The sequence below is a fragment of the Kocuria sp. U4B genome (genome assembly GCF_054875615.1).
The window spans coordinates 405,780-429,361 of the sequence record NZ_CM142180.1; the positions used below are offsets into that span (position 1 = coordinate 405,780).

26 protein-coding genes are annotated in these 23,582 nt (G+C 73.1%); 9 read left to right on the forward strand and 17 right to left on the reverse strand.

Features of this window, described 5'->3' with window-relative positions:
• Positions 1-241: 241 nt before the first annotated feature.
• The 5 genes from ACYSMR_RS01875 to ACYSMR_RS01895 form a co-directional block, all read right to left on the reverse strand.
• The gene (locus tag ACYSMR_RS01875) at positions 242-466 is read right to left on the reverse strand and encodes a hypothetical protein (RefSeq protein ID WP_251334626.1); all 225 of its coding nucleotides are present in this window, start codon (positions 464-466) and stop codon (positions 242-244) included.
• A 64-nt stretch (positions 467-530) separates the two neighbouring features.
• Positions 531-1,127, reverse strand: coding sequence for a biotin transporter BioY (locus ACYSMR_RS01880; protein ID WP_251334627.1), 597 nt, complete (start codon positions 1,125-1,127; stop codon positions 531-533).
• A 29-nt stretch (positions 1,128-1,156) separates the two neighbouring features.
• Entirely contained in the window at positions 1,157-1,786 is a 630-nt protein-coding gene (locus ACYSMR_RS01885) for an energy-coupling factor transporter transmembrane component T family protein (protein WP_251334628.1), read from the reverse strand.
• Positions 1,783-2,544, reverse strand: coding sequence for an energy-coupling factor ABC transporter ATP-binding protein (locus tag ACYSMR_RS01890; RefSeq protein ID WP_461747196.1), 762 nt, complete (start codon positions 2,542-2,544; stop codon positions 1,783-1,785). Before ACYSMR_RS01890 ends, ACYSMR_RS01885 begins: the two co-directional genes overlap by 4 nt.
• 59 nt (positions 2,545-2,603) lie before the next feature.
• The gene (locus ACYSMR_RS01895) at positions 2,604-2,903 is read right to left on the reverse strand and encodes a CHY zinc finger protein (protein ID WP_251334630.1); all 300 of its coding nucleotides are present in this window, start codon (positions 2,901-2,903) and stop codon (positions 2,604-2,606) included.
• Between the two features lie 256 nt (positions 2,904-3,159).
• On the opposite strand from ACYSMR_RS01895, the gene ACYSMR_RS01900 reads away from it, so the two are divergent.
• On the forward strand, positions 3,160-3,693 hold the full coding sequence (locus ACYSMR_RS01900) for a TetR/AcrR family transcriptional regulator C-terminal domain-containing protein (RefSeq protein WP_251334631.1): 534 nt from the start codon (positions 3,160-3,162) through the stop codon (positions 3,691-3,693).
• Positions 3,694-3,907: 214 nt separating this feature from the next.
• Here ACYSMR_RS01900 and ACYSMR_RS01905 read toward each other — a convergent pair whose 3' ends face one another.
• Entirely contained in the window at positions 3,908-4,390 is a 483-nt protein-coding gene (locus ACYSMR_RS01905; RefSeq protein ID WP_461747197.1) for a hypothetical protein, read from the reverse strand.
• 232 nt (positions 4,391-4,622) lie between these two features.
• On the opposite strand from ACYSMR_RS01905, the gene ACYSMR_RS01910 reads away from it, so the two are divergent.
• Both ACYSMR_RS01910 and ACYSMR_RS01915 read left to right on the forward strand, forming a co-directional pair.
• On the forward strand, positions 4,623-5,294 hold the full coding sequence (locus ACYSMR_RS01910; RefSeq protein ID WP_461747198.1) for a haloacid dehalogenase type II: 672 nt from the start codon (positions 4,623-4,625) through the stop codon (positions 5,292-5,294).
• Between the two features lie 276 nt (positions 5,295-5,570).
• Positions 5,571-6,017 carry an ester cyclase gene (locus ACYSMR_RS01915; protein ID WP_251334634.1) on the forward strand — a complete coding sequence of 149 codons (447 nt, stop codon included), beginning with the start codon at positions 5,571-5,573 and terminating at the stop codon, positions 6,015-6,017.
• Between the two features lie 177 nt (positions 6,018-6,194).
• On the opposite strand, the gene ACYSMR_RS01920 is transcribed toward ACYSMR_RS01915, so the two are convergent.
• The 6 genes from ACYSMR_RS01920 to ACYSMR_RS01945 form a co-directional block, all read right to left on the reverse strand.
• Positions 6,195-7,091 (reverse strand): dihydrodipicolinate synthase family protein, encoded by an 897-nt coding sequence (locus ACYSMR_RS01920; RefSeq protein WP_461747199.1) that lies wholly within the window; start codon positions 7,089-7,091, stop codon positions 6,195-6,197.
• A 93-nt stretch (positions 7,092-7,184) separates the two neighbouring features.
• Positions 7,185-8,087 carry an EamA family transporter gene (locus tag ACYSMR_RS01925; protein WP_251334636.1) on the reverse strand — a complete coding sequence of 301 codons (903 nt, stop codon included), beginning with the start codon at positions 8,085-8,087 and terminating at the stop codon, positions 7,185-7,187.
• Positions 8,088-8,147: 60 nt separating this feature from the next.
• Positions 8,148-8,888 carry a B3/B4 domain-containing protein gene (locus ACYSMR_RS01930; RefSeq protein WP_461747200.1) on the reverse strand — a complete coding sequence of 247 codons (741 nt, stop codon included), beginning with the start codon at positions 8,886-8,888 and terminating at the stop codon, positions 8,148-8,150.
• Entirely contained in the window at positions 8,881-9,486 is a 606-nt protein-coding gene (locus ACYSMR_RS01935; protein WP_461747201.1) for a helix-turn-helix domain-containing protein, read from the reverse strand. Before ACYSMR_RS01935 ends, ACYSMR_RS01930 begins: the two co-directional genes overlap by 8 nt.
• A gap of 187 nt (positions 9,487-9,673) precedes the next feature.
• The gene (locus tag ACYSMR_RS01940) at positions 9,674-9,943 is read right to left on the reverse strand and encodes a hypothetical protein (protein WP_251334639.1); all 270 of its coding nucleotides are present in this window, start codon (positions 9,941-9,943) and stop codon (positions 9,674-9,676) included.
• The gene (locus tag ACYSMR_RS01945; RefSeq protein WP_461747202.1) at positions 9,930-10,544 is read right to left on the reverse strand and encodes a nitrilase-related carbon-nitrogen hydrolase; all 615 of its coding nucleotides are present in this window, start codon (positions 10,542-10,544) and stop codon (positions 9,930-9,932) included. The genes ACYSMR_RS01940 and ACYSMR_RS01945 overlap by 14 nt, the downstream gene beginning before the upstream one ends.
• Before the next feature lie 49 nt (positions 10,545-10,593).
• Between ACYSMR_RS01945 and ACYSMR_RS01950 the strand changes: the two genes are divergently transcribed.
• The 4 genes from ACYSMR_RS01950 (at position 10,594) to ACYSMR_RS01965 (ending at position 13,894) form a co-directional block, all read left to right on the forward strand.
• Positions 10,594-11,511: a LysR family transcriptional regulator gene (locus ACYSMR_RS01950; RefSeq protein WP_251334641.1), complete on the forward strand. Its 918-nt coding sequence runs from the start codon at positions 10,594-10,596 to the stop codon at positions 11,509-11,511.
• 236 nt (positions 11,512-11,747) lie between these two features.
• Entirely contained in the window at positions 11,748-12,020 is a 273-nt protein-coding gene (locus ACYSMR_RS01955) for a hypothetical protein (protein WP_251334642.1), read from the forward strand.
• A gap of 227 nt (positions 12,021-12,247) precedes the next feature.
• Positions 12,248-12,670, forward strand: coding sequence for a hypothetical protein (locus ACYSMR_RS01960; protein ID WP_461747203.1), 423 nt, complete (start codon positions 12,248-12,250; stop codon positions 12,668-12,670).
• A gap of 603 nt (positions 12,671-13,273) precedes the next feature.
• A complete protein-coding gene (locus ACYSMR_RS01965) occupies positions 13,274-13,894 on the forward strand; it encodes a dihydrofolate reductase family protein (RefSeq protein WP_251334644.1) in 621 nt (206 codons plus the stop codon).
• A gap of 153 nt (positions 13,895-14,047) precedes the next feature.
• Here the strand turns inward: ACYSMR_RS01965 and ACYSMR_RS01970 are convergent, their stop codons facing one another.
• Positions 14,048-14,650: a TetR/AcrR family transcriptional regulator gene (locus tag ACYSMR_RS01970; RefSeq protein WP_461747204.1), complete on the reverse strand. Its 603-nt coding sequence runs from the start codon at positions 14,648-14,650 to the stop codon at positions 14,048-14,050.
• Between the two features lie 56 nt (positions 14,651-14,706).
• Between ACYSMR_RS01970 and ACYSMR_RS01975 the strand changes: the two genes are divergently transcribed.
• Positions 14,707-15,894 carry an MFS transporter gene (locus ACYSMR_RS01975; protein WP_461747205.1) on the forward strand — a complete coding sequence of 396 codons (1,188 nt, stop codon included), beginning with the start codon at positions 14,707-14,709 and terminating at the stop codon, positions 15,892-15,894.
• Between the two features lie 63 nt (positions 15,895-15,957).
• On the opposite strand, the gene ACYSMR_RS01980 is transcribed toward ACYSMR_RS01975, so the two are convergent.
• The 4 genes from ACYSMR_RS01980 to ACYSMR_RS01995 form a co-directional block, all read right to left on the reverse strand.
• Positions 15,958-17,466: an MFS transporter gene (locus ACYSMR_RS01980; RefSeq protein ID WP_251334647.1), complete on the reverse strand. Its 1,509-nt coding sequence runs from the start codon at positions 17,464-17,466 to the stop codon at positions 15,958-15,960.
• Between the two features lie 474 nt (positions 17,467-17,940).
• Entirely contained in the window at positions 17,941-19,041 is a 1,101-nt protein-coding gene (locus ACYSMR_RS01985; RefSeq protein ID WP_461747206.1) for an alanine racemase, read from the reverse strand.
• 382 nt (positions 19,042-19,423) lie between these two features.
• The gene (locus ACYSMR_RS01990) at positions 19,424-19,942 is read right to left on the reverse strand and encodes a hypothetical protein (protein WP_461747207.1); all 519 of its coding nucleotides are present in this window, start codon (positions 19,940-19,942) and stop codon (positions 19,424-19,426) included.
• Positions 19,943-20,011: 69 nt separating this feature from the next.
• On the reverse strand, positions 20,012-20,773 hold the full coding sequence (locus ACYSMR_RS01995) for an AfsR/SARP family transcriptional regulator (RefSeq protein WP_461747208.1): 762 nt from the start codon (positions 20,771-20,773) through the stop codon (positions 20,012-20,014).
• A 1,273-nt stretch (positions 20,774-22,046) separates the two neighbouring features.
• Between ACYSMR_RS01995 and ACYSMR_RS02000 the strand changes: the two genes are divergently transcribed.
• The gene (locus ACYSMR_RS02000; RefSeq protein WP_461747209.1) at positions 22,047-23,510 is read left to right on the forward strand and encodes a hypothetical protein; all 1,464 of its coding nucleotides are present in this window, start codon (positions 22,047-22,049) and stop codon (positions 23,508-23,510) included.
• The last annotated feature ends 72 nt before the right edge of the window (positions 23,511-23,582 follow it).

Sequence of the window (23,582 nt, forward strand, 5' to 3'; positions counted from 1 at the left end):
CGCCGCGTCGGACCGTGGCATCGGCCGACCACCGGCTACGACAGGTGGGCGTGTGCTGCGTCGGAGCGGGACCTTGTCGAACAGGGCCGCCGCCGTGCCGATGCCCCCGGCGGAGCTGATCACCGCCAGTAGCAGGATTGCCTCGGGCAGGGCCTGCGACCGCGAGAGCAGGCGGAGCACGGACACCGGTCCCGGGAGCCGCCGCAGGCGTGGGCGAGGGCCAGAGCACCGCCGTCGGCGTTCAGCACCGCTTCGTCGAGCCCGCGCAGGCCGGCACCTGCCCGGCGAAGGCCGCGTTGACCTCGACCGCCACCAGATGCCCCACTGCCGGCTCCTGTTCGTGCAGCAGCGCCCGGGCAGCTGCGGCGTGCGGCTCGCGCCGGCCCAGCCGCTCGCTCCCGCAGACGACGGCGGGCTCCGGAGGGTGCTCCTCGGCCCAGCGCGACACGCGGTCCGGAAAGGGCATGTCCTCGCCCTCGGTGGGCTCCCGCCGATCAGCCGTCTGCAACCAACCCAGTGACCGGGTACAGCTAGCGGGCGGCCGTCTGCACCCCGCCCAGGAGGCGGCGGTAGCTGCGGTGGATGTTGGTGGCCACCAGGGTGGCCACGACGGCCTTGAGGAGGTCCCCGGGGATGAACACGAGCGCGCCCAGCGCGGAGGTGGACAGGGGCAGGCCGGTGACCACGGCGGTCCAGGGGATGCCGACGGCGTAGATCACCCCGATGCCGCCCACCACGGTGGCGGTCAGCACGGCGGCGAACCGGGCCGTCGTGCCGGGGCGGCGGATCGCCCAGTGCTTCACCAGCAGACCGATCACCAGTGCGGCCGGGATCCACCCGGCCAGGTAGCCCCCGGTGGGGCCCAGGAGCACCCCGAGCCCGCCGCGGCCTCCCGCCAGCAGCGGCAGCCCGGCCAGCACGAGGACCTCCAGCACGACCACGGCCAGCATGCCCCGGACCGGCCCCAGCAGCGCCCCGGCCAGCATCACCCCCAGGGTCTGGAGGGTCAGGGGCACCGGGATGATCCCGACGGTGATCGGGGGCACCAGCCCCAAGGCGGCGATGAGGGCGGCGAAGAGCGCCACGAGGACGGTGTTCTGGGTGCTCTGGGGGTTCTGGGCGGGCACGGGGGCTCCTTCGGGAGAGGGGTCAGGGGTCAGTCGGCGGCGGGTGGGGCGGTCGCCCGGGCCGGCGGGGTGGAGTCGTAGCAGCGGGCGTCGATGGCGGCCGCGATCTCCTGGGCGGACTCCAGGGTGCGCACCAGCAGCGGCACGAGCACGGCCACGGGGTGGTGGTGCAGTCCGCGGGCGAACTGTGCCTCGCGGATCTGCAGGTACTGGGTGCGGATCTGCGGGATGAACCGCACGGTCATCGACAGCGCCAGGCTCATCTGCGCCGGGTTGGCCCCCAGGTGCCGGGTCGGGGCCAGGAGGATCTGGAACAGGGCCAGCATCGCGCTGAAGGGGGTGGACAGGGTCACCGCGCAGGCCAGCAGGCACAGGCTCAGCAGCCGCAGGCCCGCCACCGCGGCAGCCTCCCAGCCGGTGGTGTGCACCAAGGTGGCGACGACGATCCCGACGATCAGCACCAGCCCGCCCAGCATCCGCCCCAGTCGGGCCACCGGGGTGCGGGTCAGCAGCACCGCGACCACGGCCGCAGCGCAGGCCACCACCTGGGCGCCCAGGTGGGCGGTGGCGTAGAGGGCGAGGCTGGCCAGGAAGAGCACGGCGAACTTGTACCCGGCGCCGATGCCGCTCAGGGGACTGGTGCGCTGAGCGTTGTTCATCGGTCGCTGAGCTCGCAGTAGTACTCCACGGCCTCGGCCGGGGTGCTGTCGAGGGCGATCCGGCCCTCGTGCACGACCAGGGCCCGGTCGTAGTCGCCGATCATCTCCAGGTCGTGGGTGACCACGATGGCCTGCTGGTCCAGGGTCTCGATGGTGGCCTGGAGCCGGCGGCGGTTGCGCCGGTCGAGCATGGTGGTCGGTTCGTCGAAGACGATGGTGGCCGGGTCCATGACCAGCACCGAGGCCAGGGCCACCAGCTGCTTCTCCCCGCCCGACAGCGCGTAGGACTCCCGCTCCCGCAGATGGGCGATGCCCAGGCGGTGGAGGATCTCCTCGACCTGGGCCGTGAGCCGGTCCCCGCGCAGGCCCAGGTTCTTGACCCCGAAGGCGATGTCCTCAGCCACCTGGGGCATCACGATCTGGTTCTCCGGGTGCTGGAACACAAACCCGACCTGCCGGCGGATGGCCTTGGCGTCCTCGGCGGTGGTCAGGTCCCCCACCCGGACCGTGCCGCGGTCGGGCAGCAGCAGCCCGTTGAGCAGGCGCACCAGGGTGGACTTGCCCGAGCCGTTGAGCCCGATCACCGCGATGCGGTGCTCCTCCAGGACCAGGTCGATCCCGGCCAGCACCTCGGTGCCCTCCCGGGTGACGGACACCCCCGACAGCTCGATGCCCCGGCGCCCGGGCCCCGACGGCGCCGGGGATGCCACGGGCTTCTCGCGGCGCGACGGCCTCCCGGTCGAGTGCTTGATCGACACCTCGTGGATCCTCTTCTCCAGGGGGTGGTCACCGGCACGGGTGCGCGCCGGTGGGAGTCCTACTGGGCTTCCGCCTGGAAGTACAGCTGGGCGTGGGAGCGGCATCCCGGGTTGAACGGCGCCGCGCACCGCGGACAGGCGTCCACCGCCAGGTACTCGTTGATCGCCAGCTCTGCCTTGCAGACCCCGCACAGGACCGCCGCGGTGCCGTACTCCTCGATCGGCCACTGCACCGCCGCATGCCCCGCGCTCTCCTGGTGGCACAGGTGGCAGGGGTAGAACTCCTGGCAGCACCGGAACCTGATCGCCACCACGTCCAGCGCCGTGCGGTAGTGGACGCACCGCGTCTGGTCGTCCACAGGACGGCCCAGGACTCTTCGCACCGTCACCTTCCCTCGGCCTGCCACGAGCCGCCCCCCTGCGCGCTCGCCCGGGGCGAGGGCTCGGCCCCCCAGAACAGCGTCGGCCAGGCCGGAAGCTCATTGAACACCGTTCAATTATTGAACAGTGTTCAAACCGGTGTCAACGTGCTCCGCGCATGTCCTCCGTCGCCAGGGCAGCCGCCGGGGCCCGCCATAGACTGGACCGGTTCCCGCGTTCGAGAGGAGGCGTCCCGTGGCCCTTACCCGCACCGCCGTGGTCGACGCGGCGTGGGAGCTGCTGCGCACCTACGGGCTGGGGGATCTGACGATGCGCCGGCTGGCCCGGGAACTGGGCGTGCAGCCAGGGGCACTGTACTGGCACGTGGCTGACAAGCAGACGCTGCTGTTGACCCTCGCAGAGCGCATGCTCCAGCCCGTGGCGGGAAAGGAGAGCCCCGCCGAGATGGTGCGCGCACTGCGCCGGGCCATCCTCCAGGTGCGTGATGGCGCAGATGTCGTTGCGGTCGCCCATGCGGTGGCGCCCGAGGCACTTGCTCCCACCTCGGAACTCGCAGCACTGCTCCGCACGGTCGGCCTCGATGACGACGACGCCCGCCGCGGTGCGCTTGCCCTGGTCCGCCTCACCCTGGGCTGGGTCGCAGCCGAGCAGACTCGGACGTCGATCGCCGGCAGTTCGACCGAGCGGGACGCCATGGAGGAGCAGGACTTCGAAGCTGCCCTCGACGTGCTGCTGCGGGGTCTGAAGGCAGACCGGGAGATCGATTGAGACGGAGTCGACGCGGGTCTTGGAGAGGGACGCAGCAGTTCCTGCGCGGCGGTCGGCGGCCGCAGACGACCGTGACGGCCCGAGCCGCCCGCCCGGTGATCGTGGTGGCGCTGCAGTCGTCGTGGCGGTGGGATCAGCGGTTCCACCAGCTCCTGCGACTGGTCGCCGACCAGCCGCTGAGACACTCGCTGTTCCGTCACGGCGACCGTGTTCGTCACGACCCCGCGGGCCCGGCCACCCCGACCGCAGACCATGGCAGCCGTTTCCCGGCCTGCTCGTGCAGCGCAGCCGCGTTCCAGATCCCGTCGTCGCAGGTGGGGTACGGGCGGGTGACCGAGGCCAGGTCCCCGGTGGACGGACCGCGGTGGACGGCCAGCGCGAGCTCCCCGATCGACTCCCCGGCGCGGGGCCCCGCGACGGTGCCGCCCAGGATCCTCCCCTTGGGGTCGAGGACCAGCCGGGTGGAGCCGGCAGCGTCGTCCTCGGTGATCGCCCGGTCCAGGTGGACGTGGTCGGCGGTGCGGACGGTGGTGCCCGGCCCGTCGGCGGAGGTCAGGCCCACCGCGGCGATCTCCGGATCGGTGAAGGCGACCTCGAGGACGACCTCGCTGGCGCGGACGGCGTCGTAGTCGTTCCCGCCCGTGGCCGCGGTGCGGCGGTCGCCGCGGGCGGCGGCCACCAGGGTCCTGGAGGGCACGCACCCGGTCCACAGGCAGTCCCCGCCGGTGCGGGCCGGTGCGGGCCGGTGCGGCCAGCCCCACGGTCGCGCCCCGCCGGGCGGCCGTGGGGGACCCGACGATGCCGGCGGTCCCGCCGTGGTGGTGGACATGCAGGAGAGGGCCCGGGGACCGAGGTGAAGGACGCGTAGGCTCGGGCACACCGACCCGCCACGACGTGCGGGGCCCGCGAGGAGACGACGAGGTGGGACCGTGGCCAGCGCTGTGGATGTGATCGTGTTCGACGTCAACGAGACCCTGTCCGACATGGCGCCCCTGGGGCCGGCGTTCGCCGCCGCCGGGGCTCCGGAGCACCTGGCGACCACCTGGTTCGCCGGGATCCTCCGGGACGGCTTCGCGGCCACCGCCGCCGGGGGCAGCACCGCCTTCGCCGACATCGCCCGGGACAGCCTGTCCCGTCTCCTGGCGGAGGACGGCGTGCCGTCCGTGGCGGCGGCCGTGGAGTCGATCATGGGCACGCTCACGACCTTGGAGGTCCACCCCGACGTGGTGCCCGGCATCGAGGCCCTGCACTCGGCGGCTGAGCTGGTGACGCTGAGCAACGGTGCGACGACGGTGGCCGACACGCTGCTCACCGGAGCCGGGATCCGGCAGCGCTTCTCCCGTCTGCTCAGCGTGGAGGACGCCCCGGCCTGGAAGCCGGCCCGGGCGGCCTACGAGTATGCCGCGGCTCGGTGCGGCACCGCGCTGGAACGGATGCTGCTGGTGGCCGTGCACCCGTGGGACGTCCACGGGGCCCGTGCCGCCGGGATGCGCACGGCCTGGCTCAACCGCTCCGGCACCCGGTACCCGGCCTACTTCGCCCGGCCCGACCTCGAGGCCCCGGACCTGCCCTCCCTGGACCTGGCCTCAGTGCTCGGCTAGCCGGCGAGCACGCTGGACCGGGGCCCGGGCACAGTCCGCACAGGCAGAAGCTGTTGCCTGCCGACCACCACACCGCCGCATCGCACCGGGCGATGCGCTCCCGCCCGGCGCCGCGCCCGGGGAGCCCCAGCTGCCGCGTCACGCAGGCGCCACGAGTGTCACGCAGACGTCGGCCAGGACAACATCCGATGACGTGCTTGAAGCGCGCGGTTCCCGCCTCCTACCGTCGAGGAGAACCCCGTATCGCGCAGGCCGTCAGGACAGGGAGCAGCCACCGTGACCACCACAGCACCGGCAGGACATCGGGAGACCATGCGGCAGTGGTCGGAGGCCTTCAACGCCCACGACGCCGTGGGCGTCGCGTCCCTCTACGCGGAGGACACCCTGGTCGTCCACCCCTCCTACCCGGAGCCGCTGCAGGGACGCAAACCCGTCCAGGACGACACCCGGGCCTACATGACCGCGATGCCCGACGTGACGAGCGAGCTGGTCCGCGTGGTCGTCGACGAGGACTGCGTGGCCGCGGAGATGACGATCTCCGGCGTGCACGCCGGGCCGCTCGTTCTCGCCACGGGCAAGCTGCCGCCGACCGGACGCCGGCTGCGGCTCCCGGTGGCGTTCTTCTGCCGCTTCGGGGCCGAGGGCAAGGTCGTGGAGGAACACCGGTACTACGACGCGGCCCACATCCTGCGCCAGCTCGGGGACGGACAGCGTCTGCGCTGACCGGCCTGTGGCAGGCAGCCGCTGTCACGGACCGGTGGAGGCGGAGCTCCCGCCACAGGGCGCTCTGCGGGGCCCGGGGCGGCCACGACGGCGACGACCGACGAGACGCAGGTTCCGCGGCCAGGACGCAGCGCGGCGACGTTGCTCCAGCACTTGTCCGGGCCGGGAACCCCGGCCTCAGTGCTGGTCGAGCCCGAGGTCGTCGACGACCCCGGCCACGCGGGCGCGCCGTTGCTCGTCCAGCCCCTGGATGGGCAGCGGCAGGCACCCCCGCGGAGCCAGTCCCAGCCGCTCGGCGACGGCGGCCACGACCCGCAGGCTCCCGAACTCGGCGAAGAGCTGCCACAGCGGTGCCAGCCGCTCAGACTCGGCCGCCGCCTCGTCGGTTCGCCCGGCCAGGGCGGGCCGGGTGATGCGCAGCGCCAGGGCCGGCAGGGTGCCTGCGATGACCGAGTACCAGGCATCGCAGCCGGCGGCCAGTCCGGCGGCCGCCGTGGCGTCCCCGGAGACCCCGATCGTCACGTGGTCCGGGATCACCGCTCGGATCTCCTGGAGCCGTGCTCGTGCGCGCCGCGGGTCGGCGGGGACGCCGGGGATCTTGATGGAGGCGATACCGGGCAGTTCCGCGATGCGCCCGTAGAGCTCGGTGCTGAAGGCGAAGTGGGTGGTGCCCGGGTTGTCGTAGACGACGACCGGCAGCGCGGTGTTCTGGGTGACGGTGCGGAAGAGCTCCACCACGTCGTCGTCGGTGAGGGGCTGGTACGTCATCGGCGCCAGCAGCACCCCCGACGCCCCGGCGTGCTGCGCCTGCTCGACGTTGGTGAGCACGTGCGAGGCCCGCAGCGCCCCGACACCGACGACCACCGGGATGTTCCCGGCGTGCTCGACCGCCAGTCGGGCGACGCGGCTCCGCTCCTCGGCGCTCAGGTAGGCGTAGGAGCCGGTGGATCCGAGGACGGTGATGGAGTCCACCTGCGCCGCCGCGAGCCGTTGGACCAGGCGCACGAAGGCGGCCTCGTCCACCGCATCGTGCGCGAGCGGGGTGAGGGGGAAGGCGCTCAAGCCGGTGAACATCGTGTCATCTCCTGTCGTGGTCGACGGCGGCAGCCAGGGCGGCAGCCCTCCCCGCCGGGATGGGGCCGCCCCGGCGGCAACGGGGGGCCTCCCCTAGCCGATGGGGTCGAGGGCGGCGTGGACCTCGGTGGGTTCGGCGGACCGTGGGCGGCGGCCGCCGCGCTGTGCGGCCGCCCCGGCGAGGACGACGAGCAGGATGCCGGCGATCTGGGTGGCCGAGGGCTGCTGGTGGAGCACGAGCAGCCCCAGGAGCACGCCGAAGGCAGGCTCCAGGGCCATCAGGGTCCCGAACGCGGTGGGCGTCATCTGGCGCAGGGCGAGCATCTCTAGGGCGAACGGCAGGACGGGGAGCAGCAGGGCGAGCCCGGCCGCGGCGGCGAGGACGCCGGGGGTGATGTGCCCGGCGGCCTGCGGGATGCCGATGACCGCGGCCGTGGCGGCCGCGATGGGCACGGTCAGGGACAGCGCGCCGATGCCGGTGAAGCGGTCGCCGATCCGCTGGGTGAGCAGGATGTAGACGCCCCACCCGACGGAGCCCAGCGCGGCGAAGCCGACGCCGGCGAGGTTGATCGCACCGTGCCACGGTTCGGTGAGCAGGACGACGCCGACCAGCGCCAGGGCGGGCCAGACGAGCGCTCGGGGACTGTGGGTGCGCACGGCGGCGACGGTCAGCGGGCCGAGGAACTCGATGGCCACGGCGGTGCCCAGCGGGATGCGCTCGATCGCGGCGAGGAACCCGGTGGTCATCACCCCGGTGGTGACGCCCAGACCCAGCAGCGCCGGCACGTCGGACCGGCGGACATCGCGCAGCGGAGGGCGGGCCAGGGCCAGGAAGATCAGTGCTCCGGCGCTGAGCCGCAGCCAGGCGGTGCCGGCCGGGCCCACCGTGGAGATCAGGCCCACGGACAGGGCCGAGCCGAGCTGGATCGAGAGCATCGCCGCCACGGCCAGCCCCCAGGGGGGCACCCCGGCGGTGGAGGGGGAACGGGGGGTCATGGCCGACTCCCCCGGGTGCGCCGGCCACCGGGGATGGGCCCCGAGGGGTGGATGAGCATGTCAGTCTCCTTGGTCGAAGGTCGTGCCGGCGGTGAACAGGCGGCGGGCGATCCGCACGTCGGGACCGAGCCGCTCCAGGTGCGCGGCGAGGTCTTCGGCGGCGGCGTGCAGTGCCTCGTCGGTCACGGGGTGGAGGGCGTTGAGGACGAACAGAGCGGTGGTGGTGTCCTCGCGCAGCTGGGTGCGGCGGCCCTGGCGCCAGTTCCAGCGCCGGCAGGTCACCCCGGCCTCGTCGCACCACACCACCTCGCCCCGTTCGGGGTGCTCGATCACCGCCTCGCCGCCGGCGACGGTGTCGAAGGGCTCCTCGCCGGTGGCCCGCAGCAGCCGGGGCGCACCTCGGTAGCGGGCCAGGTCCTCCCCGCCGAGCGGGATCTGGTGCAGCACCGAGACCGCGTTGTAGAGATCGGTCAGCCGGTTGACCCGGGGCAGCCCGGAGGCCGTCCGGCGCAGCAGGGCCTCCAGGCTGTTGCGCGTGCGCTGGGGTTTGGCCCCGAACGCGCGGTAGACCTCCCGCCACGCGGCCACGTGCGGCAGCTGCTCCACCGGCCGGTCGTCCAGCGCGCGGCGGGCGGCGGCTTCGGCCGTCCGCAGCAGCTCCTCACCGGCCTCGTCGCTCGGGCCCGGCACGAGCCCGTCGACGGCCAGCAGCACGGCACGGTAGTCCGGGCACAGCGCGAACACCGCGGCGTCGACACGGCCGCCGTCGAGGACCTGCTCCAGCACGATCGGCTCAGGCACCGGGGACCTCCGGGTGGTGTCCCGAGCCCACGCCCGGCTCGTAGACGGTCAGGCTGAACCGCGCCGTCCCGGTCCCCGGGTTGGCGTAGGCGTGGACGACGTCCCCGGGGAAGGAGACCGCGTCGCCGGCCTCGAGGACGATCGACTGCTCGGCGACCTGGACCGTGATCGTGCCCTGCTGGACCTGCAGGAGCTCCTTGGTGCCCGGGGTGTGGGCCTCGCTGCCGTGCCGGTCGCCAGGTCCCAGGGTCCAGTCCCAGAGCTCCACCACGTCCGGCGGTTCGGTGCCGGCCACGAGGATCCCGCGGCCGCCGGAGTCACTGCTCCACAGGGCGGCCCCCTCACCGCGCCGGGTGACCTTCACCGGCTTGGGCTGCGGTGGCTCCACCAGCGCCGGCAGCCCGACCCCCAGGGCGTCGCTGATCCGCAGGAGGGTTCCCACGCTGGGGTTCGTCGCCCCCTGCTCCACGTTGACCACCATCCGGCGGCTGACCCCGGCGGCCTCGGCCAGTCGGTCCAGGGTCCAGTGCCGGGACTGCCGCTCCTGCTTGACCCGGGCGCCGATGGCCGCCGCCAGGGTCGTCGTGCTCTCGTCCATGAGTGCATCATACTGCACTATCAGTGCATCAATAACGCAGCGTGCACCAGGGGCTTCTCCTCATGCACCCGGAGGAGCACGGACAGCAGGACCTCGCGACTCCGGGAGCCGGTGCGAACTGCCGCGCGACCTCCTGTTCCGCCGGGGCCCTGGGGCCCCCGGCGGTTCGGCGGGGTGGTCGTGGTGGTCACCGCGGGTTCGGCGGGGCGGCGGGGCCGTCCTCGGGGCGGCGGGGCCGCAGGTAGGTGCGGCCGGAGGCGTCCTTGTCCATGACGTAGTCCTGCTGGAGGTTCTGGTACCACTGCCTGGTCTGCTCGCTCGGCCGGTCCTGGCCCCGCAGGTTCCGCGGGCTGCGGGCGGCGGGGCCGTAGAAGCGCATGGCGAAGTCGTCGAACCGCCGGAAGAAGGTGCGCTTGGGCTGGGCCGGCTGGTCATTGCTGTGGTCAGGCTTGCTCATGGTGTCCTCGGGGTGAGTGCTCGCAGGGATGGCTCGGACGCTGCGCCCGAGCGGGGGCGGAGGCGGCGCCTCCGGGAATGCCGGGCGCGCCCCAGCCCGCCCGCCCCGGTGGGGCGCCGCCGGACCGGACGGCGGATCGGGGGGTTCCGTCCACGGTGAGGGTGAAGACGTCGGGGCGGGTGTAGTGCCCGACGGTGTCGAGGTCGGACTTCGCCCGGGTCACCTCGTCCAGGTCCGCCTCGGCCCCCGGCACGCCCTCGGCGCCGCGCAACGGACCGGCCAGCACCGCCCCCCGCGGGGAGACGATGGCGGACCCCCCGCCGACCAGCGCGGCCAGGAGCTGCGTCCCGGGCCCCGGCACCGTCACGGCCGCGTCGAAGCAGCGGCGGAACAGCTTCCGCCCTGCGGCCGAGCGGGACCCCACGGTGATCCCGAAGTCCAGGCCCGTGGGGTGGCCGCCCGGCAACACCCCGGGCAGCACGATGAGCTCAGCGCCGGAGGAGGCGGCTGCCCGGATGCAGTGCTCGGCCTTGGCCACGGTGGCCGCGGTGTCGAACAGGACGGAGCCCGCCTGCACGACCGCAGCACGTACGGAGGTCATGGGAAGAAGTGTCCCCTTCCCCTCATCAAAAGGGAAACTAATATGGGCGATGATGAACATCGACGAGCGTGATTTCCGGGGTGTGGACCTCAATCTGCTGGTCACCTTCGAGGTCCTCATGCGCGAGCGCCACGTCACGCGCACCGCCCACGTGCTGGGCATCAGCCAGGCCGCCGCCAGTGCCGCGCTGGGCCGGCTGCGCCGGCTCTTCGACGACGAGCTGTTCATCCGCACCAAGGACGGGATGGCCCCCACGCCCAAGGCGCAGGAGATCGCCCCGCGCATCCGGTGGGCGCTGCGGGAACTGGCCGGGGTGCTGTTCGAGGAGGCCGTCTTCGACCCGCGCGAGAGCACCCGCACCTTCGTGCTGGCGATGTCCGACGACGTGGAGGCCCACGTGCTGCCGCCGATGCTGAAGCGCCTGCAGGGGCAGGGCCTGCAGGTGTCCGTGCTGGTGCGCCAGTCCAACCGCTACACCGTCGAGTCCCTGCTCACCGAGGGCTCGGTGGACCTGGCCATCGGAGCGCTGCCCGGGCCGGCCGAGAGCTTCCCGCGCGAGGAGCTGTTCAGCTCCGGGTACGCCTGCCTCTACGACGGGGAGCGCCTGGGCCTGGGCACTCCTCTGTCGCTGGAGGACTACCTGGCACTGCCCCACCTGCTGGTCTCCTACGACGGCCGGCGCGGCATCGTCGACGACCTGCTCGAGGGCCGCGGGCTGCGCCGGCGCATCATCGGCTCCACCACCCACTTCGCCGGAGCCCTGACCCCCTTGAAGACCGCCGACGTGGTCGTCACCCTGCCCCGCCACGCCGGGCAGGCCTTCGCCGCCGCCACCGGCCTCACCCTCTCGGAGCCGCCGATCACCATGCCGCGGTTCACGGTGTCGATGGCCTGGACGCCCCAGCGCGCCAACGACCCCGCCCAGCAGTGGCTGCGCGGTTTCGTCCACGACTGCCTCAGCAGCTGACGCCCCTCGAGACGTGCTGCTGGGCGCCCCGCCCTCCTGCCCCGGTCAGCCGCAGCCTGTGGCGGCACTGCCTGTCGCTGGAGGTCGGGCGACGCCCACCGGGATCCATGCCGAGGGCCCGCCGATCGGCCGCCCGGCCTCCGGGCGCGGGAACCAGGTGCGCCGAAGACCATGCGCCCACCCCGTCGACGACCGCCGCCCCCGACTACGCTGGTACCGGCGGGTGGAGGGATCACATGGACGATCGGGCGATCGCCAGAGCACAGGCCCGGTTGATACGTACCGCGATCGCCGGTGCCGGTCTGGCAGTGCACGACCTGTGGCAGACGTACGAGCTCCTGGGCGGGGAGGTCGCCGAGCTGGAGGCCGACGCCTACCTGCACCACGCCCTCTACCTCCCACCCCTGCACCGGGACAGCCTCGTCCGGGCCGCCAACTACCTGATCCCCGGCAGCAGCATCCCCTACAGCCGCGATCTGCGGCCGGAGGAGTACCCGCCCGAGGTGTGACAGGCGCCACCACGGGCGGGAACGCCGGGCCATCGCCGGAGCCGCGGAGCGGGGCGCCCCGCTGCGGATGGCCGGACAGGCCGGTCGTCGTCATATTGCTCAGCCTGCCTCGATCGTCGTCGGTGCAGTGCCTACTCTGGAGCATCGCCGTCGGGGTCCCTTCCGGCCCGGCGGGGCGGTCCAGCCCCCGGCCGCCACCACCCTCCCACCGTGCACAGGAAGAAGGCATGAACACCTCTGCCTCCGGGGCTCTGGCCGTCGAGCTGCACCCCCACTCCCCCACCCGATGGATCGCCACCTACTACCCCATGGTGGTCACCCCCGCCGGTCGCTGGGCCGACGTCACCTGGACCCTGCACCAGCGCCTGATGCCCGCCATCCCCCATCCCCCGGAGCCGGCACGATGGCTCGATCTGCGCAGCCCCGATCCCGGCCACCCTGGCTACGCCGGTCACCGGGCATGGAGCGAGGCCCTGGCCGCCGGCTACACCGCGGCGCTGGCCACCTACCACGCCGAGACCGCCGAGGAGCCCCTGTCGCCCCACGCAGCACAACAGCTGCGGGCCGGCACGGTCGTCGTCCCTGCCGGACAGCTCTCGGAGTGGGTGCTCGACGACCTCGAGGAGGAGACCTCGGACGTCCACGGGTGACCCGAGGTGGTCGCCGCGCCGACGGACCGGTCCAGCCGCCGGCACCGGCGCCCGACGGCGGAGGCGCTCCACCCTCATGTCGTGACCGAGCTGCTGCACGGGTGGATGACGGAGTCCCGGGCCGCCGACGCGCTCGACGAGTTCCCCGCGGACGCGCAGCGGCGCACGAAGTCCCACGGCCCCCACCCTGACGCCCCGCCCACCGGGCCGGGGAGGCCAGGTCGTCTCGTCCCGGCGCCACCAGCACGGCGTCCAGGAACGCCGGGCACGTGCGGGCTCTGGCTCGGGCTCTGGCTCGGGCTCGGGCTCTGGTCCACCCGACATGGTCCTGGTGGTGGCCCGCACGGCGGCAGGGATCGCGGCGGGCCGGTCGAGGGGACCGGTCCACTCCCGTGACAGGGCAGGCGATGGAGGCGGAACGTGCGGGAAGGAGCGCTCCGACTCCGCCAGGCCCGGCGCCCAGCACTCCGGCTGGGTGGCGCGGAGCATCGCGACCGGTGGGCGCGGACGGGCGGTCGCCCACCGGGAAGGGTTGACGGCCGGATTTCCTCACGCGAGGATGTGCACCCCGGATGTCGCCGGAGCACGCCGAAGGACCACACCATGGGAATCATCCAGGTCGACCTCTTCACCACCCTCGACGGCGTCTACCAGGCGCCGGGCGGGCCCGGCGAGGACCGTGAGGGCGGCTTCGCGCTCGGCGGCTGGCAGGGGGCCTACGTCGACGACGAATCGGGCGAGGCGATCGGCGCCGACGTCCAGCGTCTCGATGCGCTGCTGCTCGGTCGCAGGACGTACGACATCTTCGCCGGCTACTGGCCGGGCCACGGCGACGACGACCCGATCGCCACGAAGTTCAACGCGGTGCCCAAGTTCGTCGTCTCGCGCACCCTGACCGACCCGTCGTGGGAGGCGACCACGGTGCTGAGGGACGTCGCGGCCGAGGTGCGAGCGCTCAAGGACCGGTTCGGCGAGGTCCACGTCTTCGGCAGTGGCGAGCTCGTGACGACCCTGCTGAGGGAGGACCTCGTCGACCGGCTGCGCCTCATCCTCTATCCGCTGATCCTGGGCTCGGGCAAGCGCATCTTCGGCGCCGGCACCGTCCCCGCCGCCTTCACCTTGGTGAAGCCGCCGCAGGCGTTCCCGAAGGGCGCGATCTCCCTCGTCTACGAGCGGACCGGCGAGCCGGTCACCGGCGTCGACGTCTCGCAGCCGTCGCAGTAGGCGACCCCCGGTCGTTGCGCGTCCGGCGTCAGGATCATGCCGGCGCCTCCGGGCCGGCGGTCGTCCGGTGGGCGCCCGCGTGGTGTTCGCCGGTTCCCCGGTCGACCGTTCCCCGGACCACCGAGGCGGCTCAGCGCACTTGGCGCGGGCGTCCTAGGAGGGGGCTGCGACCGTCGCATCGGCACAGGGCGCGAGGACCGACCGTGCCGTGCTGCGGGCACAGCTGATCGGGTCGGCGGGTGCGCCGCGCAGGATGCTGCTGAGCACCCCGTTGTAGAGCAGCAGCAAGGCCGAGGCCACAGCGGCCGGATCCTGACACCGGGCCTCGCGAGCCAGTTCCGCAAGCCGCTCGGTGACCAGCTGGGTGTCCTGCTGGATCAGCTCGAACACCGGGTCGCTGCTTCCATCCACCGGGGCGGGGCGTTCGGAGGCGGTGGCGAGGAAGCAGCACCACTGGGTGGGGCCGGCCGAGGCCCGGAAGCTCTCGATGGCGTCGAAGACGGCCAACAGGCGGTCCTGCGGGGAGTCGGCGGCGGCGACGGCAGCATCCCAGTGGTGGGTCCATGCGCGGAGCCGACGGGCGAGCACTTCGCGCAGCAGGTTGTCCTTGGAGCCGAAGTGCTTGTACAGCGTCACGACCGCCACCCCGGCCGCCGAGGCGACCCGGTCCACCCCCGTGACGGTGATGCCCTCGCGGAAGAAGAGGCTCTCGGCGGCGTCGAGGATGCGCTCCCGGGTGTGCTGCGGATTGGCCATGCGAGTAGCATAACGCTCGTTACAGTAGAACGACCGTTATGCCGGAGGGGCGCCCGATGACAGCACCTACCGTGGAGACGCCCCGCAGGACCGGCCTGGGGACGGCGCTGGCCGGGATGCTGCTGATCGCCGCCACCTACGGCCTGGCCCGTTTCGGGGTGGGCCTGTTCGCTCCGTACCTGGCGGCGGAACGCCCGGAACTGACCGCAGCCCTGGGCTGGGCGGCCGCCGCCCAGTTCACCTCCTACTGCCTGGCCGCCGTGGTCGCCGCCCGCCTGGTCGGCCGCAGCCCCCGAACAGGGCTGCTGCTGGCCGGAGCCACCGCGACGACGGGGTGCCTGGGGGTGGCCGTGACCTCGGACCCGGTGGTGTTCGTCGTCGCGGTCTTCGTCGGCGGCATGGCCGGCGGCTTCGCCTCTCCCGCCCTCGTGGCGATCATCGACGCGGTGGTGGCACCTGAGGCCACGGCCACCGCCCAGTCCGTGGCCAACGCGGGAACAGCCGTGGGCGTCATCGGAGCCGGCCTGCTGGCTCTCGCCGCTCCCTCGATCGGCCCGGCATGGATGTTCATGGCGCTGATGTGTGCGGTGGCCACGGCGGCGGCGTGGTGTCCCGCGCGGGCCCGCACCGGCCCGGCCGCCCCCCGGACCTCCGCGTCAGGGCCGCCCCCGGTCCTGCCCCGCGGGGCGTGGCGATCCCTGCTCCTCCCGGGCACTGCGGCGGTGATCGTCGGCGCCGGTTCGTCCCTGACCTGGACGTTCGGGCCGTTGCTGGTCACCGGCTCGGGCGCCGTGGCCCCGGAGCGGGTCGGATGGCTGTGGATCGCCTTGGGCCTGGGCGGCTTTCTCGGCACCCTTGCCGGGGGCCTGGTCGAGCGCACCGGGCAACGAGGCGGGTGGTGCACCTGCGCCGGGGTCTTGGCCCTGGCCGGCGCCGGAGTCGCACTGGCCGTCGCCACCGGCAGCTCCTGGGCGGCCTACACCAGCATGGCCGTCTTCGGGGCCGGGTACATGGGCCTGACCGCGGTGCTCATCCTGTGGGCGCGGCGTGCCTGGCCGGACCATGCAGGAGGAGGCACCTCGATCCTGTTCATCGCCCTGGCCACCGGGCAAGCACTGGGTTCCGTGGGTTTCGGAACGGCTCAAGGGCTTCGCAGCCCGGTCCTCCTGGCAGCGCTGGCCGCAGGCTTGTGCGCTGCGGGAGGCCTGGCGGTCCTGAGGCGAGAGCGGCAGCTGTCCCGCTGACGAGCCCACCGGCGGGCAGGCCACGGCCCGCGCGACGGCCACGGCGGGATCCGGCGTCCCGGCTCACCCCGAGGACGAGGGAACGGTGACGCCCTTCGCCGCGTCCTCCGCAGCCACCCGCGCATACGATGCCGAGACCCGTCGGTAGACCGGGGTCAGGAAGGCCAGCAGCGCGGCCGCGATCATGACGATCCCCGCCACCAGGAACACCAGGGCGATGCCGCGGGAGGTGCCCTCCCCCAGCAGCGGGGCCAGCTGGGCGGCGCCCTCCGCGGAGCGTGCGTACGGGATGATCCAGAACTGGGCGATCGGCGCGATGAGGAACGCGGTGACCGGCGCCGCCGCGGACTCGAACGCCATGGCGAAGCCGAACACACGGCCCTGCCGCTGCAGCGGCACCACCCGCTGGATGACCGTCTGTTCGGCGGCCTCCACGAACGGCACCAGGGTCAGGTACAGCCAGATGCCGGCGATGTACAGCCATGCCCACTCCCGCAGCGTGAACACCGCACCGAGGACCCCCATCAGGACCACCGCGATGAGCATGGTGCGCAGCGGGTTGGACCCGAGCCCGAACTTGCCGATCAGCGCCCCGCCCACGATGAACCCGGTGGCGCCGAGCGCGAAGCAGGTCCCCCACAGCTCCACGGGGAACAGCTCCAGGCCGTAGGGATCCATCAAGGCCATGTAGACGCCACCGACGAAGTTGTTGAACGTGGAGAACAGGATCAGCGCGAACAGGCCCGGAATGGCCCGCACCGCGGCGAGGGAGCCGCGCAGGTCGAACCCGCCGTGCGCGTCCGTGGCGGCCGGCCGCACCTCCTCCGGCATGCGCAGGGTGAGCAGGTGCGCGAAGGCCAGTGCCGTGAGCACCACGGCGAGGGCGATCGTCCAGCCCATGCCCAGCCACCCGACCGACAGCCCGGAGAGCACCGAGGTGACGATGAACATCACTCCCTGCACCATGCCGACCTGACCGTTGGCGTTGGCCCGCCGATCCGGCTCGATGAGGATGGTGACCGTGGTGGACAGGGCGATGTTGCGCATGTTCTCCACCACCGCACCGGTCAGGATGACCAGGGAGAAGACCCAGAACCACGGGCGGGCCAGGTCCAGCAGCCAGGCGGTGGGCGTCAGCAGGAACATGGCCCCGGACAGCGCGAACATCACCAGGGTGAAGCCGGCGGCGAAACGCATCACCGCCAGCTTGCGGTAGCGGTCCACGAAGGTGCCGAAGCTGATGCTGGAGAGGGCGATGAGCAGCATGTACGCGCCGCCGATCACTCCGGTGGCGATCACGTTGCGGGTCTGCAGGTACACCCAGAACGTCAGGGCGAACCACAGGTAGCTGGTCGTGATGTTGGCGAGCGCCGTGTTCACCAGGATCCCGGCGAAGGTGCGGGACCGCTGCGCCGGAGTGCGCAGGGACGTGTCGACGGCCTCGCGGTCGACCAGCCCTGCAGGCTCGCCGCCGTCGACCGGCGCGGACGGGACGGCCGCGTCCGCGCGGAGCCCCCCGCTGCCGTCGGGTACCGCAACGGCCCGGGGCAGGTCCGGTTCCTGCTCGTTCATGCGGCCCAGTGTAGTGACGGGCACGGACACGGTTGCCGCCCGCCGGCCGGCACCGGATGCTGGTCCGGGCAGGTGCTTCGCCCACGACGAGCACCTGCCCGGACGGCAGGGTGTCGGCAGCTCCCGGAGGCGCCGGCCGAGGGTGGACGGGGAGAGCCCCGGGTGCTGCGCCGTACGGGTGCCCCGCTCGCTGGGGTCCACGCGCCGTGGGGTCGGGCGACCATGACGGTGGAGGCCATCGAACCGGTGGGGATGCGGCCAGCAGGACGGGCCGTGAGCCCCTGCTCCCCCGCTGGGCCATGAGCACCGCGAGAGCCGTTCCCGGCTCCAGGACGGCGTCCGCAACGTCGAACCGGCACGGGGTGGACGCCCCCTCGATCGGGCTTCCACCGGCCGAGGGGGCAGAACCCCATGACCTGGTGCAGGGGGGTTGCCCCGTCCGGCCGGCGTCCGGGCGCCCAGAACGGAGGGGGGCTACTGGTTCCGGCCGCGGGCAGCGACGCTCCAGCGGTCCGCGACCTCGCCCCCGCTGACCACCGTGACGGTGTCGACGAGGTTCACGGCCGCGCACACGTGGTTGGGGATCACCCGCAGCCTCTGCCCGAGGGCGGGCAGTGCGCTCCCGTCGGGCCAGACGACGGTGGCGTGGTGCTCGGACAGGGCGGTGACGCGCGCCTCGGGATGATCCAGGAGCCGCCCGAACCCGGTCGCCCAGGCCGGCCGGTCCCCGCCGAGGATCTTGCTGCCCGAGTCCAGGAGGACCCGGCGCGGGGCGAGCTCGTCCCCTTCGTGGCGGCTGACGACCGTCGCGGCGATGGTCAGGGCGATGTCCTCCGGGGCGCACCGGGCGAGTTCGAGCTGCTGGGCGTCGCCGAAGACGTAGACCCCCGGCCGGACTTCCGTGGCCGCGGTCGCCTCGGTGAGGGTCGCGGTGGGAGTCGATCCGCCGCTGACGCGCGTGACCTCGAACCCCGCGGCCTTCAGCAGCCCGGAGGCCTCCTGCAGGGCGTCGTGCTCCTGCTGGGCGGCCTCGACGGGCATCCCCGGGGCGTAGCTGTGGCCGGGGAAGGTGAAGACTCCGGTGACGCGCAGTCCGGCGCGCGTGGCGGCCCGGGCCACGTCCACGGCACGGGCAGGGCTGACGCCGCTGCGGTGGTGGCCGCTGTCGATCTCGACCAGGACCTGGAGCCGCTCGGCAGCGTCTCCGAGGCCGGCGGCCATGGTCTCGGCTGCTTCCGCCGAATCGGTCCCGACCGTGATCCGGGCCGCGGCGCTGAGGCGGCGCAGGCGCTGCGCCTGGCGTGGGCCGACCCACAGCGGATAGGCGATGAAGACGTCGTCGGCCCCGTGCCCGACGAAGACCTCGGCCTCCCCGATGGTCGCCACGGTGAGCCCGGCGGCTCCCGCCGCCAGCTGCAGCGTGGCGATCTCGGGGATCTTGTGGGTCTTCGCGTGCGGCCGCAGCTGCAGGCCCTTGGCCTGCACGGCGGTGGCCATCCATCGGATGTTCCGCTCGAGCACGTCCCGGTCGATCAGGATCTCCGGGGTGTCGATGTCCTCCGGCACTGTCCTCATGGGCTTCCTTCCCTGTGGTGCTGCGCTTCGTGGTGGTCGTCGTGTCCCCGGGGCCATTCGGCCGTCGCAGCCCTCCCGGCCGGGATCGACGCCGACGGCGCCTCCGGCTCTCCCGCCGGACACCTGCGCGGCCAGGGCCTGCGCACCCACGGACGGGGAAGTCGCCCGCCCAGTCTCCTACAACCGGCCTCTGCATCACCACGGACGGTGGTCCGACCTCCACCCGGAACGCGATCGCGCTCCTCCCGCGTCGCTCGTGTTGCGGCAGCAGGGGTGCTCTCGGCGGAGCCGGGAGCCGCTGAAGGCCGGGCGCCGTCGGCCCGGGGCTGTGCCGGTGGCCCGGCGTTCGGTCCTCGAGCCCAGCGGGGGCGAGCGAGCATGCTCAGCTCGTCGCCCGGGGACGGGAGGGGAAGACGGCCGAGACGTCCCCCGTCACCGCGGCCGGCATCTGCCGGCCGTCCAGGGGCACCTCGTAGGCGAGCTCCCGAGAGCCGCTGGTGACCCGGATGCGCGCCACCAGCCCTTCCCGGCGCACTCCCGCCGGCCGCAGGTGCGGGCCGGCATGGGAGAGGTGCGGGGGACAGGAGTCCAGGTGGTCCAGCAGTTCACGCCGCAGCTGCTCCGGCGTCGGCGCCTCCGGACAGGTCGGCGGCTCTCCCACGGCAGGCCGGGCGAGTGGCCCGGCGGCCCCCGACAGCAGCAGCGCGGTCCGGGCGCGTCCGGCGCTGAAGGAGTTCGTCACCGCCCGCCCGGCCACGCACTGCACCCGGGCCGCCTCGTCGGCCATGGTGGCACCGGTGATGAGGCCGTGGGACCGGGCACGCTCCGCCACGGACGGCGCACGGAGAAGTGTCCCGCCGGCGGGGAGGACGTCCATCAGCACCCCGGATGTTCCGCACACCTCGAGAAGGCTCGGCCGATCGCAGCATGCACCGCAACGGCACACCGACCGGTGGACACGCCCTCGGCCTCAGGTGGTGGGGGTGAGGGTGCGTCCCAGGAAGGCGCGCAGCACCCCGGCCGCCTCCCGGCGGGCGCGCGGGTCCGGGGCCCCAGGAAGGGCCTGGCTCGCCGGCAGCAGCCCGTGGTGGTGGCCGTGGAGCACCAGCAGGGCCGCCACGGCCTGCGCCAGCTCGTCACCGGTCGCCGCGGTGGCCTCCAGGACCCGCTGGTGGGCCGCGCGCAGCACCGACCCCGGGCAACACCCCAGGTCCCGGTCCAGGACCTTCCGGCACTGGTCGTAGGCCTGCAGGGCCTCCACCGGGTGCCCGCCCGCCTCGAGCCCGAGGACCAGCACCGTCCAGGCCCGCTCGTTCACCGCCTCCTGCCCCAGCACGGCCCGGGCCCGGGCGACCGCCTCCGCGACCCGTCCCAGCTCAAGGGCGGCTTCGGCGGCCAGCACCCGGGCCTGCCCCACCCGGGCCGCGTGCAGGGTGCGCTGGGAGCCGGCCCACTCACAGCCCAGCTCGTTCTCCAGCAGAGGTGCTGCGGCCAGGTCCAGGGCGGCGACCAGCAACGGGTAGGCCTCCCGGGTGGGGCAGCCCCGGGCGGCCTCGAACAACCGGTCGAACCGGTGCAGGTCCACCTCCACCATCGCCGGGTCCATGAGGTAGCCCCCGTTGGCGGTCCTCAGCGGACCGGTCTTCCCCCGACCGGGCTGGAGGGACCGGCGCAGCACGCTGACATAGCTCTCCACCGTGCCCAGGGCCCCGGCCGGTGCCCGCTCCCCCACACCAGGTCCACCAGCCGCTGCTTGGACACCGGGATCCCGGGCTGCAGCAGCAGGATCTCCAGGATCTGCCGCTGCCGCGGCCCGCCCAGCTCCTTGTCCGTCAGCACGTGCTCGCCCCGGGCCACCACCAGCGGGCCCAGCACCCGCACCGACAACCGCTCCCCCGGCGACCCTTCTCCCGGCGACTGTTCTCCCGGCGACCGTTCCTTCGCCAAGCGTTGCCCCGCACCGGCACCCCCGGTGGTGTCCCCGGTGGTGTCCCTGCCCCGATCCTCCGGCCGGCTGCTGCGCATACTGCTGCCCATGTGATCCCCCCAGACCCATCAGGTTTCCCATAGTGAACGCCTGCGACCAGGGAATCCACCCGCACTTGTGGGGAGACCACCCCCCAACCGGGGACACGACCACGCTCGGGACGTGCTGGAGCCGTGCACAGGTGAAAGCCCACCGCCTGGGAACCCGCGCCGGCCGCACCCGGTGCTCCAGTGGTGCGGGATGAGGTCCTCCGCGGCGGGAGGTGCGGGTGCCGGGACATGCCCTTCCCCCGCGTTTGTGGGTCGAATTGGGGACATGATGATGCAAATGCCTAGACCAGCCAACCACTAGGGTTGACATGTCAATTTTGTGCTGGCGCACCGCACCCGGGCCTCCCCTCCGTTGGCCTGGGCCGTGTCGGGTCACCGTCCCGGAGGACGGCCGGGAATCGGCGCAGGTGAACCCGCCGGGCGGATGCACAAGGCCCCGGGGCGCCCTGCCCGGGGCGGTGGCGGCTCCGCTGCGGGCCCCGTCCGGGGACGTTCCGACCCGCGGCCCATGTGGGGCATGTCACCCCATCCAGGGACGCCTCGGTGGCGAACACGAAGTCGGCCCGGTATTGGCACGTCCGCCGCCTGGTCGGCGGAGGTCTGGTGGTGTGGTGCGCGGCCGTGCCGGGGGCTCGTCCGCTTGCGCGCCGACGCGCCGTAGGGACCTGGCCCGGAACAGGAGAGCAAGGAGGTGCGACCCCCGTGAGGGCAGGCAGGACGCCACGGCGCGGTGATGATGTGCCGAGCAGGCGCAGAGAGCGTCGTGGCGCCGCGGAGGTGCGCACCAGATGGAGGGCGTGCGGACGGGGACCGCCGTCGGCGGCCGGTCAGACCGCACCGTGAAGGGGTGATCGCCACGACGCCGTGGTGGTCGACATGACGCACGGTTCCATCCACATCACACACTGAGGGCATCCTGCGGCGCCGGCGAAGGGGCGCGGGCACGGCCGGGGAGCCCGGAGGAAGACATGACATCACTGACGTCCTTGATCCAGGACACCTATACCCGTCGCCGTACCACGGTCATCGCCGTGGGGTTGATCCTGACCGCGCTAGTACCGGTCGCCCAGCGCTGGATGTCGCCGACATCGTCGCAGGTGTTCCTGGCCCTCGGCGCGCTCGTGCTGGCCGCCACGCTGCTGCTCATGGTGGGCCCCAGCAAGCTCACCGGCGCGGCGGAGGGCTCTGATCCCGAAGGGGGGCACCGCCTCGGGGCGGATCTGCTGCTGTACCTGTCGCCGGTCATCCTGCTGAACCTGACCTATCCGCTGGTGAGCCCCCAGATGGCGGCGGCCGGCATCGGCGGGGTGCAGCTCACCCTCGTGGTGCTGGCCTCGTCCATCACCGTGCCCTGGTTGGCTCAGGCGGCGTGCCTGCCTGCGTACCGGGCGATCGAGGACCTGATCGCCGCCCGGGACATGAGCGCCATCACTGCCCGGTTCTGCGCGTTCTGGCCGGCGATGTTCGTCCTGGCCCTGCCGCTGGTGGTCCTTTTTGCGGTTCCCCTGTGGTTGGCCACGGGGTGGTCGTACACCGCCATGGCGGTCTACGCCGTCCTGTGCGGGTTGCACGTGCTGTTCGTGCAGTCCTTGGTGCTGGCCAACGTCGGGCAGCGTCGCGGGCTGTGGGCCCTGGCCTGGTCGGTGTACGCGGGGGCGCTGTTCCTGGTCCCGACCGCGTGGTGGCTGCCGCCTCTGGCAGCAACGCTGACCCAGCTGGTCGCCATGGGCCGTGGCCTGCGCTGCGCCGGAGTGCCCCGACGGTTCAGCCCGTCCGCATTCTTCGCCGACACGACCCGTGGTCTCCTGCTGGGATCGGTGCTGTGGGCGGACAAATTCGTGCTGTTCCTCGTCACCGGCGGGTGGTTCCCGGTGGTGACGGTGTTCATGGCCATGCTTCCGGCGGTGCTGGCCTACAACTTCTACTTCGTGCGCCTGGCTCCGCAGGTGGACCAGGCCGTGGCGCGGCTGCACACCACGATCGCCGAGGAACCCCTGGAGGTCCTCGCCCTCCGGTCCCAGCAGGTGAGCCGGATTGTGGACCGATCCGTGCTGCGGACCGGGGCGATCGGCATGGCCCTGGCGCTGGGGGTGTCGCTGCTGCTGGACGGGCTGCGCCCGGCGTTGGTGCTGCTGGTGGTGTGCGTGGCGCTGGGGTCCTGGGCGTTCATGATGCTGACGCTGCTCAGCTACGAACTGGACTACATCGGCGAGAGGACCGTTGCCCAGGGGCTGGGGGCGCTCCATCTGCTGGTGTGCGTCCTGGCGTTCGTCGTTCTCGGCGTCCCGGAGACCAGCACCGGAGGTGCCGGCGCCTACGCGGGGCTGCTGGTGGCCGACCTGCTCCTGGTGGGTGGGGCCTGGGTGCTCTACAAGCGGCACTGGTCGCAGCCGGAGTACACCCTGTTCTGGCGCCACGCCACCACCTGGTAGCCCCCGCCCACACTGCCCCGGCGCCCTTCCGGCTCCGGGGCACCCCGCCAGCCGGACGCCCACCGGCGGTCC

Excerpts from the sequence above, each read along its gene's own strand:
- ACYSMR_RS01945 (WP_461747202.1), bottom strand. The coding sequence starts at position 10,544 with ATGACCTCCGTACGTGCTGCGGTCGTGCAGGCGGGCTCCGTCCTGTTC.
- ACYSMR_RS01980 (WP_251334647.1), bottom strand. The coding sequence starts at position 17,466 with ATGAACGAGCAGGAACCGGACCTGCCCCGGGCCGTTGCGGTACCCGAC.
- ACYSMR_RS01885 (WP_251334628.1), bottom strand. The coding sequence starts at position 1,786 with ATGAACAACGCTCAGCGCACCAGTCCCCTGAGCGGCATCGGCGCCGGG.
- ACYSMR_RS01955 (WP_251334642.1), top strand. The coding sequence starts at position 11,748 with ATGGACGATCGGGCGATCGCCAGAGCACAGGCCCGGTTGATACGTACC.
- ACYSMR_RS01875 (WP_251334626.1), bottom strand. The coding sequence starts at position 466 with ATGCCCTTTCCGGACCGCGTGTCGCGCTGGGCCGAGGAGCACCCTCCG.
- ACYSMR_RS01935 (WP_461747201.1), bottom strand. The coding sequence starts at position 9,486 with ATGGACGAGAGCACGACGACCCTGGCGGCGGCCATCGGCGCCCGGGTC.
- ACYSMR_RS01940 (WP_251334639.1), bottom strand. The coding sequence starts at position 9,943 with ATGAGCAAGCCTGACCACAGCAATGACCAGCCGGCCCAGCCCAAGCGC.
- ACYSMR_RS01960 (WP_461747203.1), top strand. The coding sequence starts at position 12,248 with ATGAACACCTCTGCCTCCGGGGCTCTGGCCGTCGAGCTGCACCCCCAC.
- ACYSMR_RS01925 (WP_251334636.1), bottom strand. The coding sequence starts at position 8,087 with ATGACCCCCCGTTCCCCCTCCACCGCCGGGGTGCCCCCCTGGGGGCTG.
- ACYSMR_RS01970 (WP_461747204.1), bottom strand. The coding sequence starts at position 14,650 with ATGGCCAATCCGCAGCACACCCGGGAGCGCATCCTCGACGCCGCCGAG.
- ACYSMR_RS02000 (WP_461747209.1), top strand. The coding sequence starts at position 22,047 with ATGACATCACTGACGTCCTTGATCCAGGACACCTATACCCGTCGCCGT.
- ACYSMR_RS01975 (WP_461747205.1), top strand. The coding sequence starts at position 14,707 with ATGACAGCACCTACCGTGGAGACGCCCCGCAGGACCGGCCTGGGGACG.
- ACYSMR_RS01985 (WP_461747206.1), bottom strand. The coding sequence starts at position 19,041 with ATGAGGACAGTGCCGGAGGACATCGACACCCCGGAGATCCTGATCGAC.
- ACYSMR_RS01965 (WP_251334644.1), top strand. The coding sequence starts at position 13,274 with ATGGGAATCATCCAGGTCGACCTCTTCACCACCCTCGACGGCGTCTAC.
- ACYSMR_RS01950 (WP_251334641.1), top strand. The coding sequence starts at position 10,594 with ATGATGAACATCGACGAGCGTGATTTCCGGGGTGTGGACCTCAATCTG.
- ACYSMR_RS01920 (WP_461747199.1), bottom strand. The coding sequence starts at position 7,091 with ATGTTCACCGGCTTGAGCGCCTTCCCCCTCACCCCGCTCGCGCACGAT.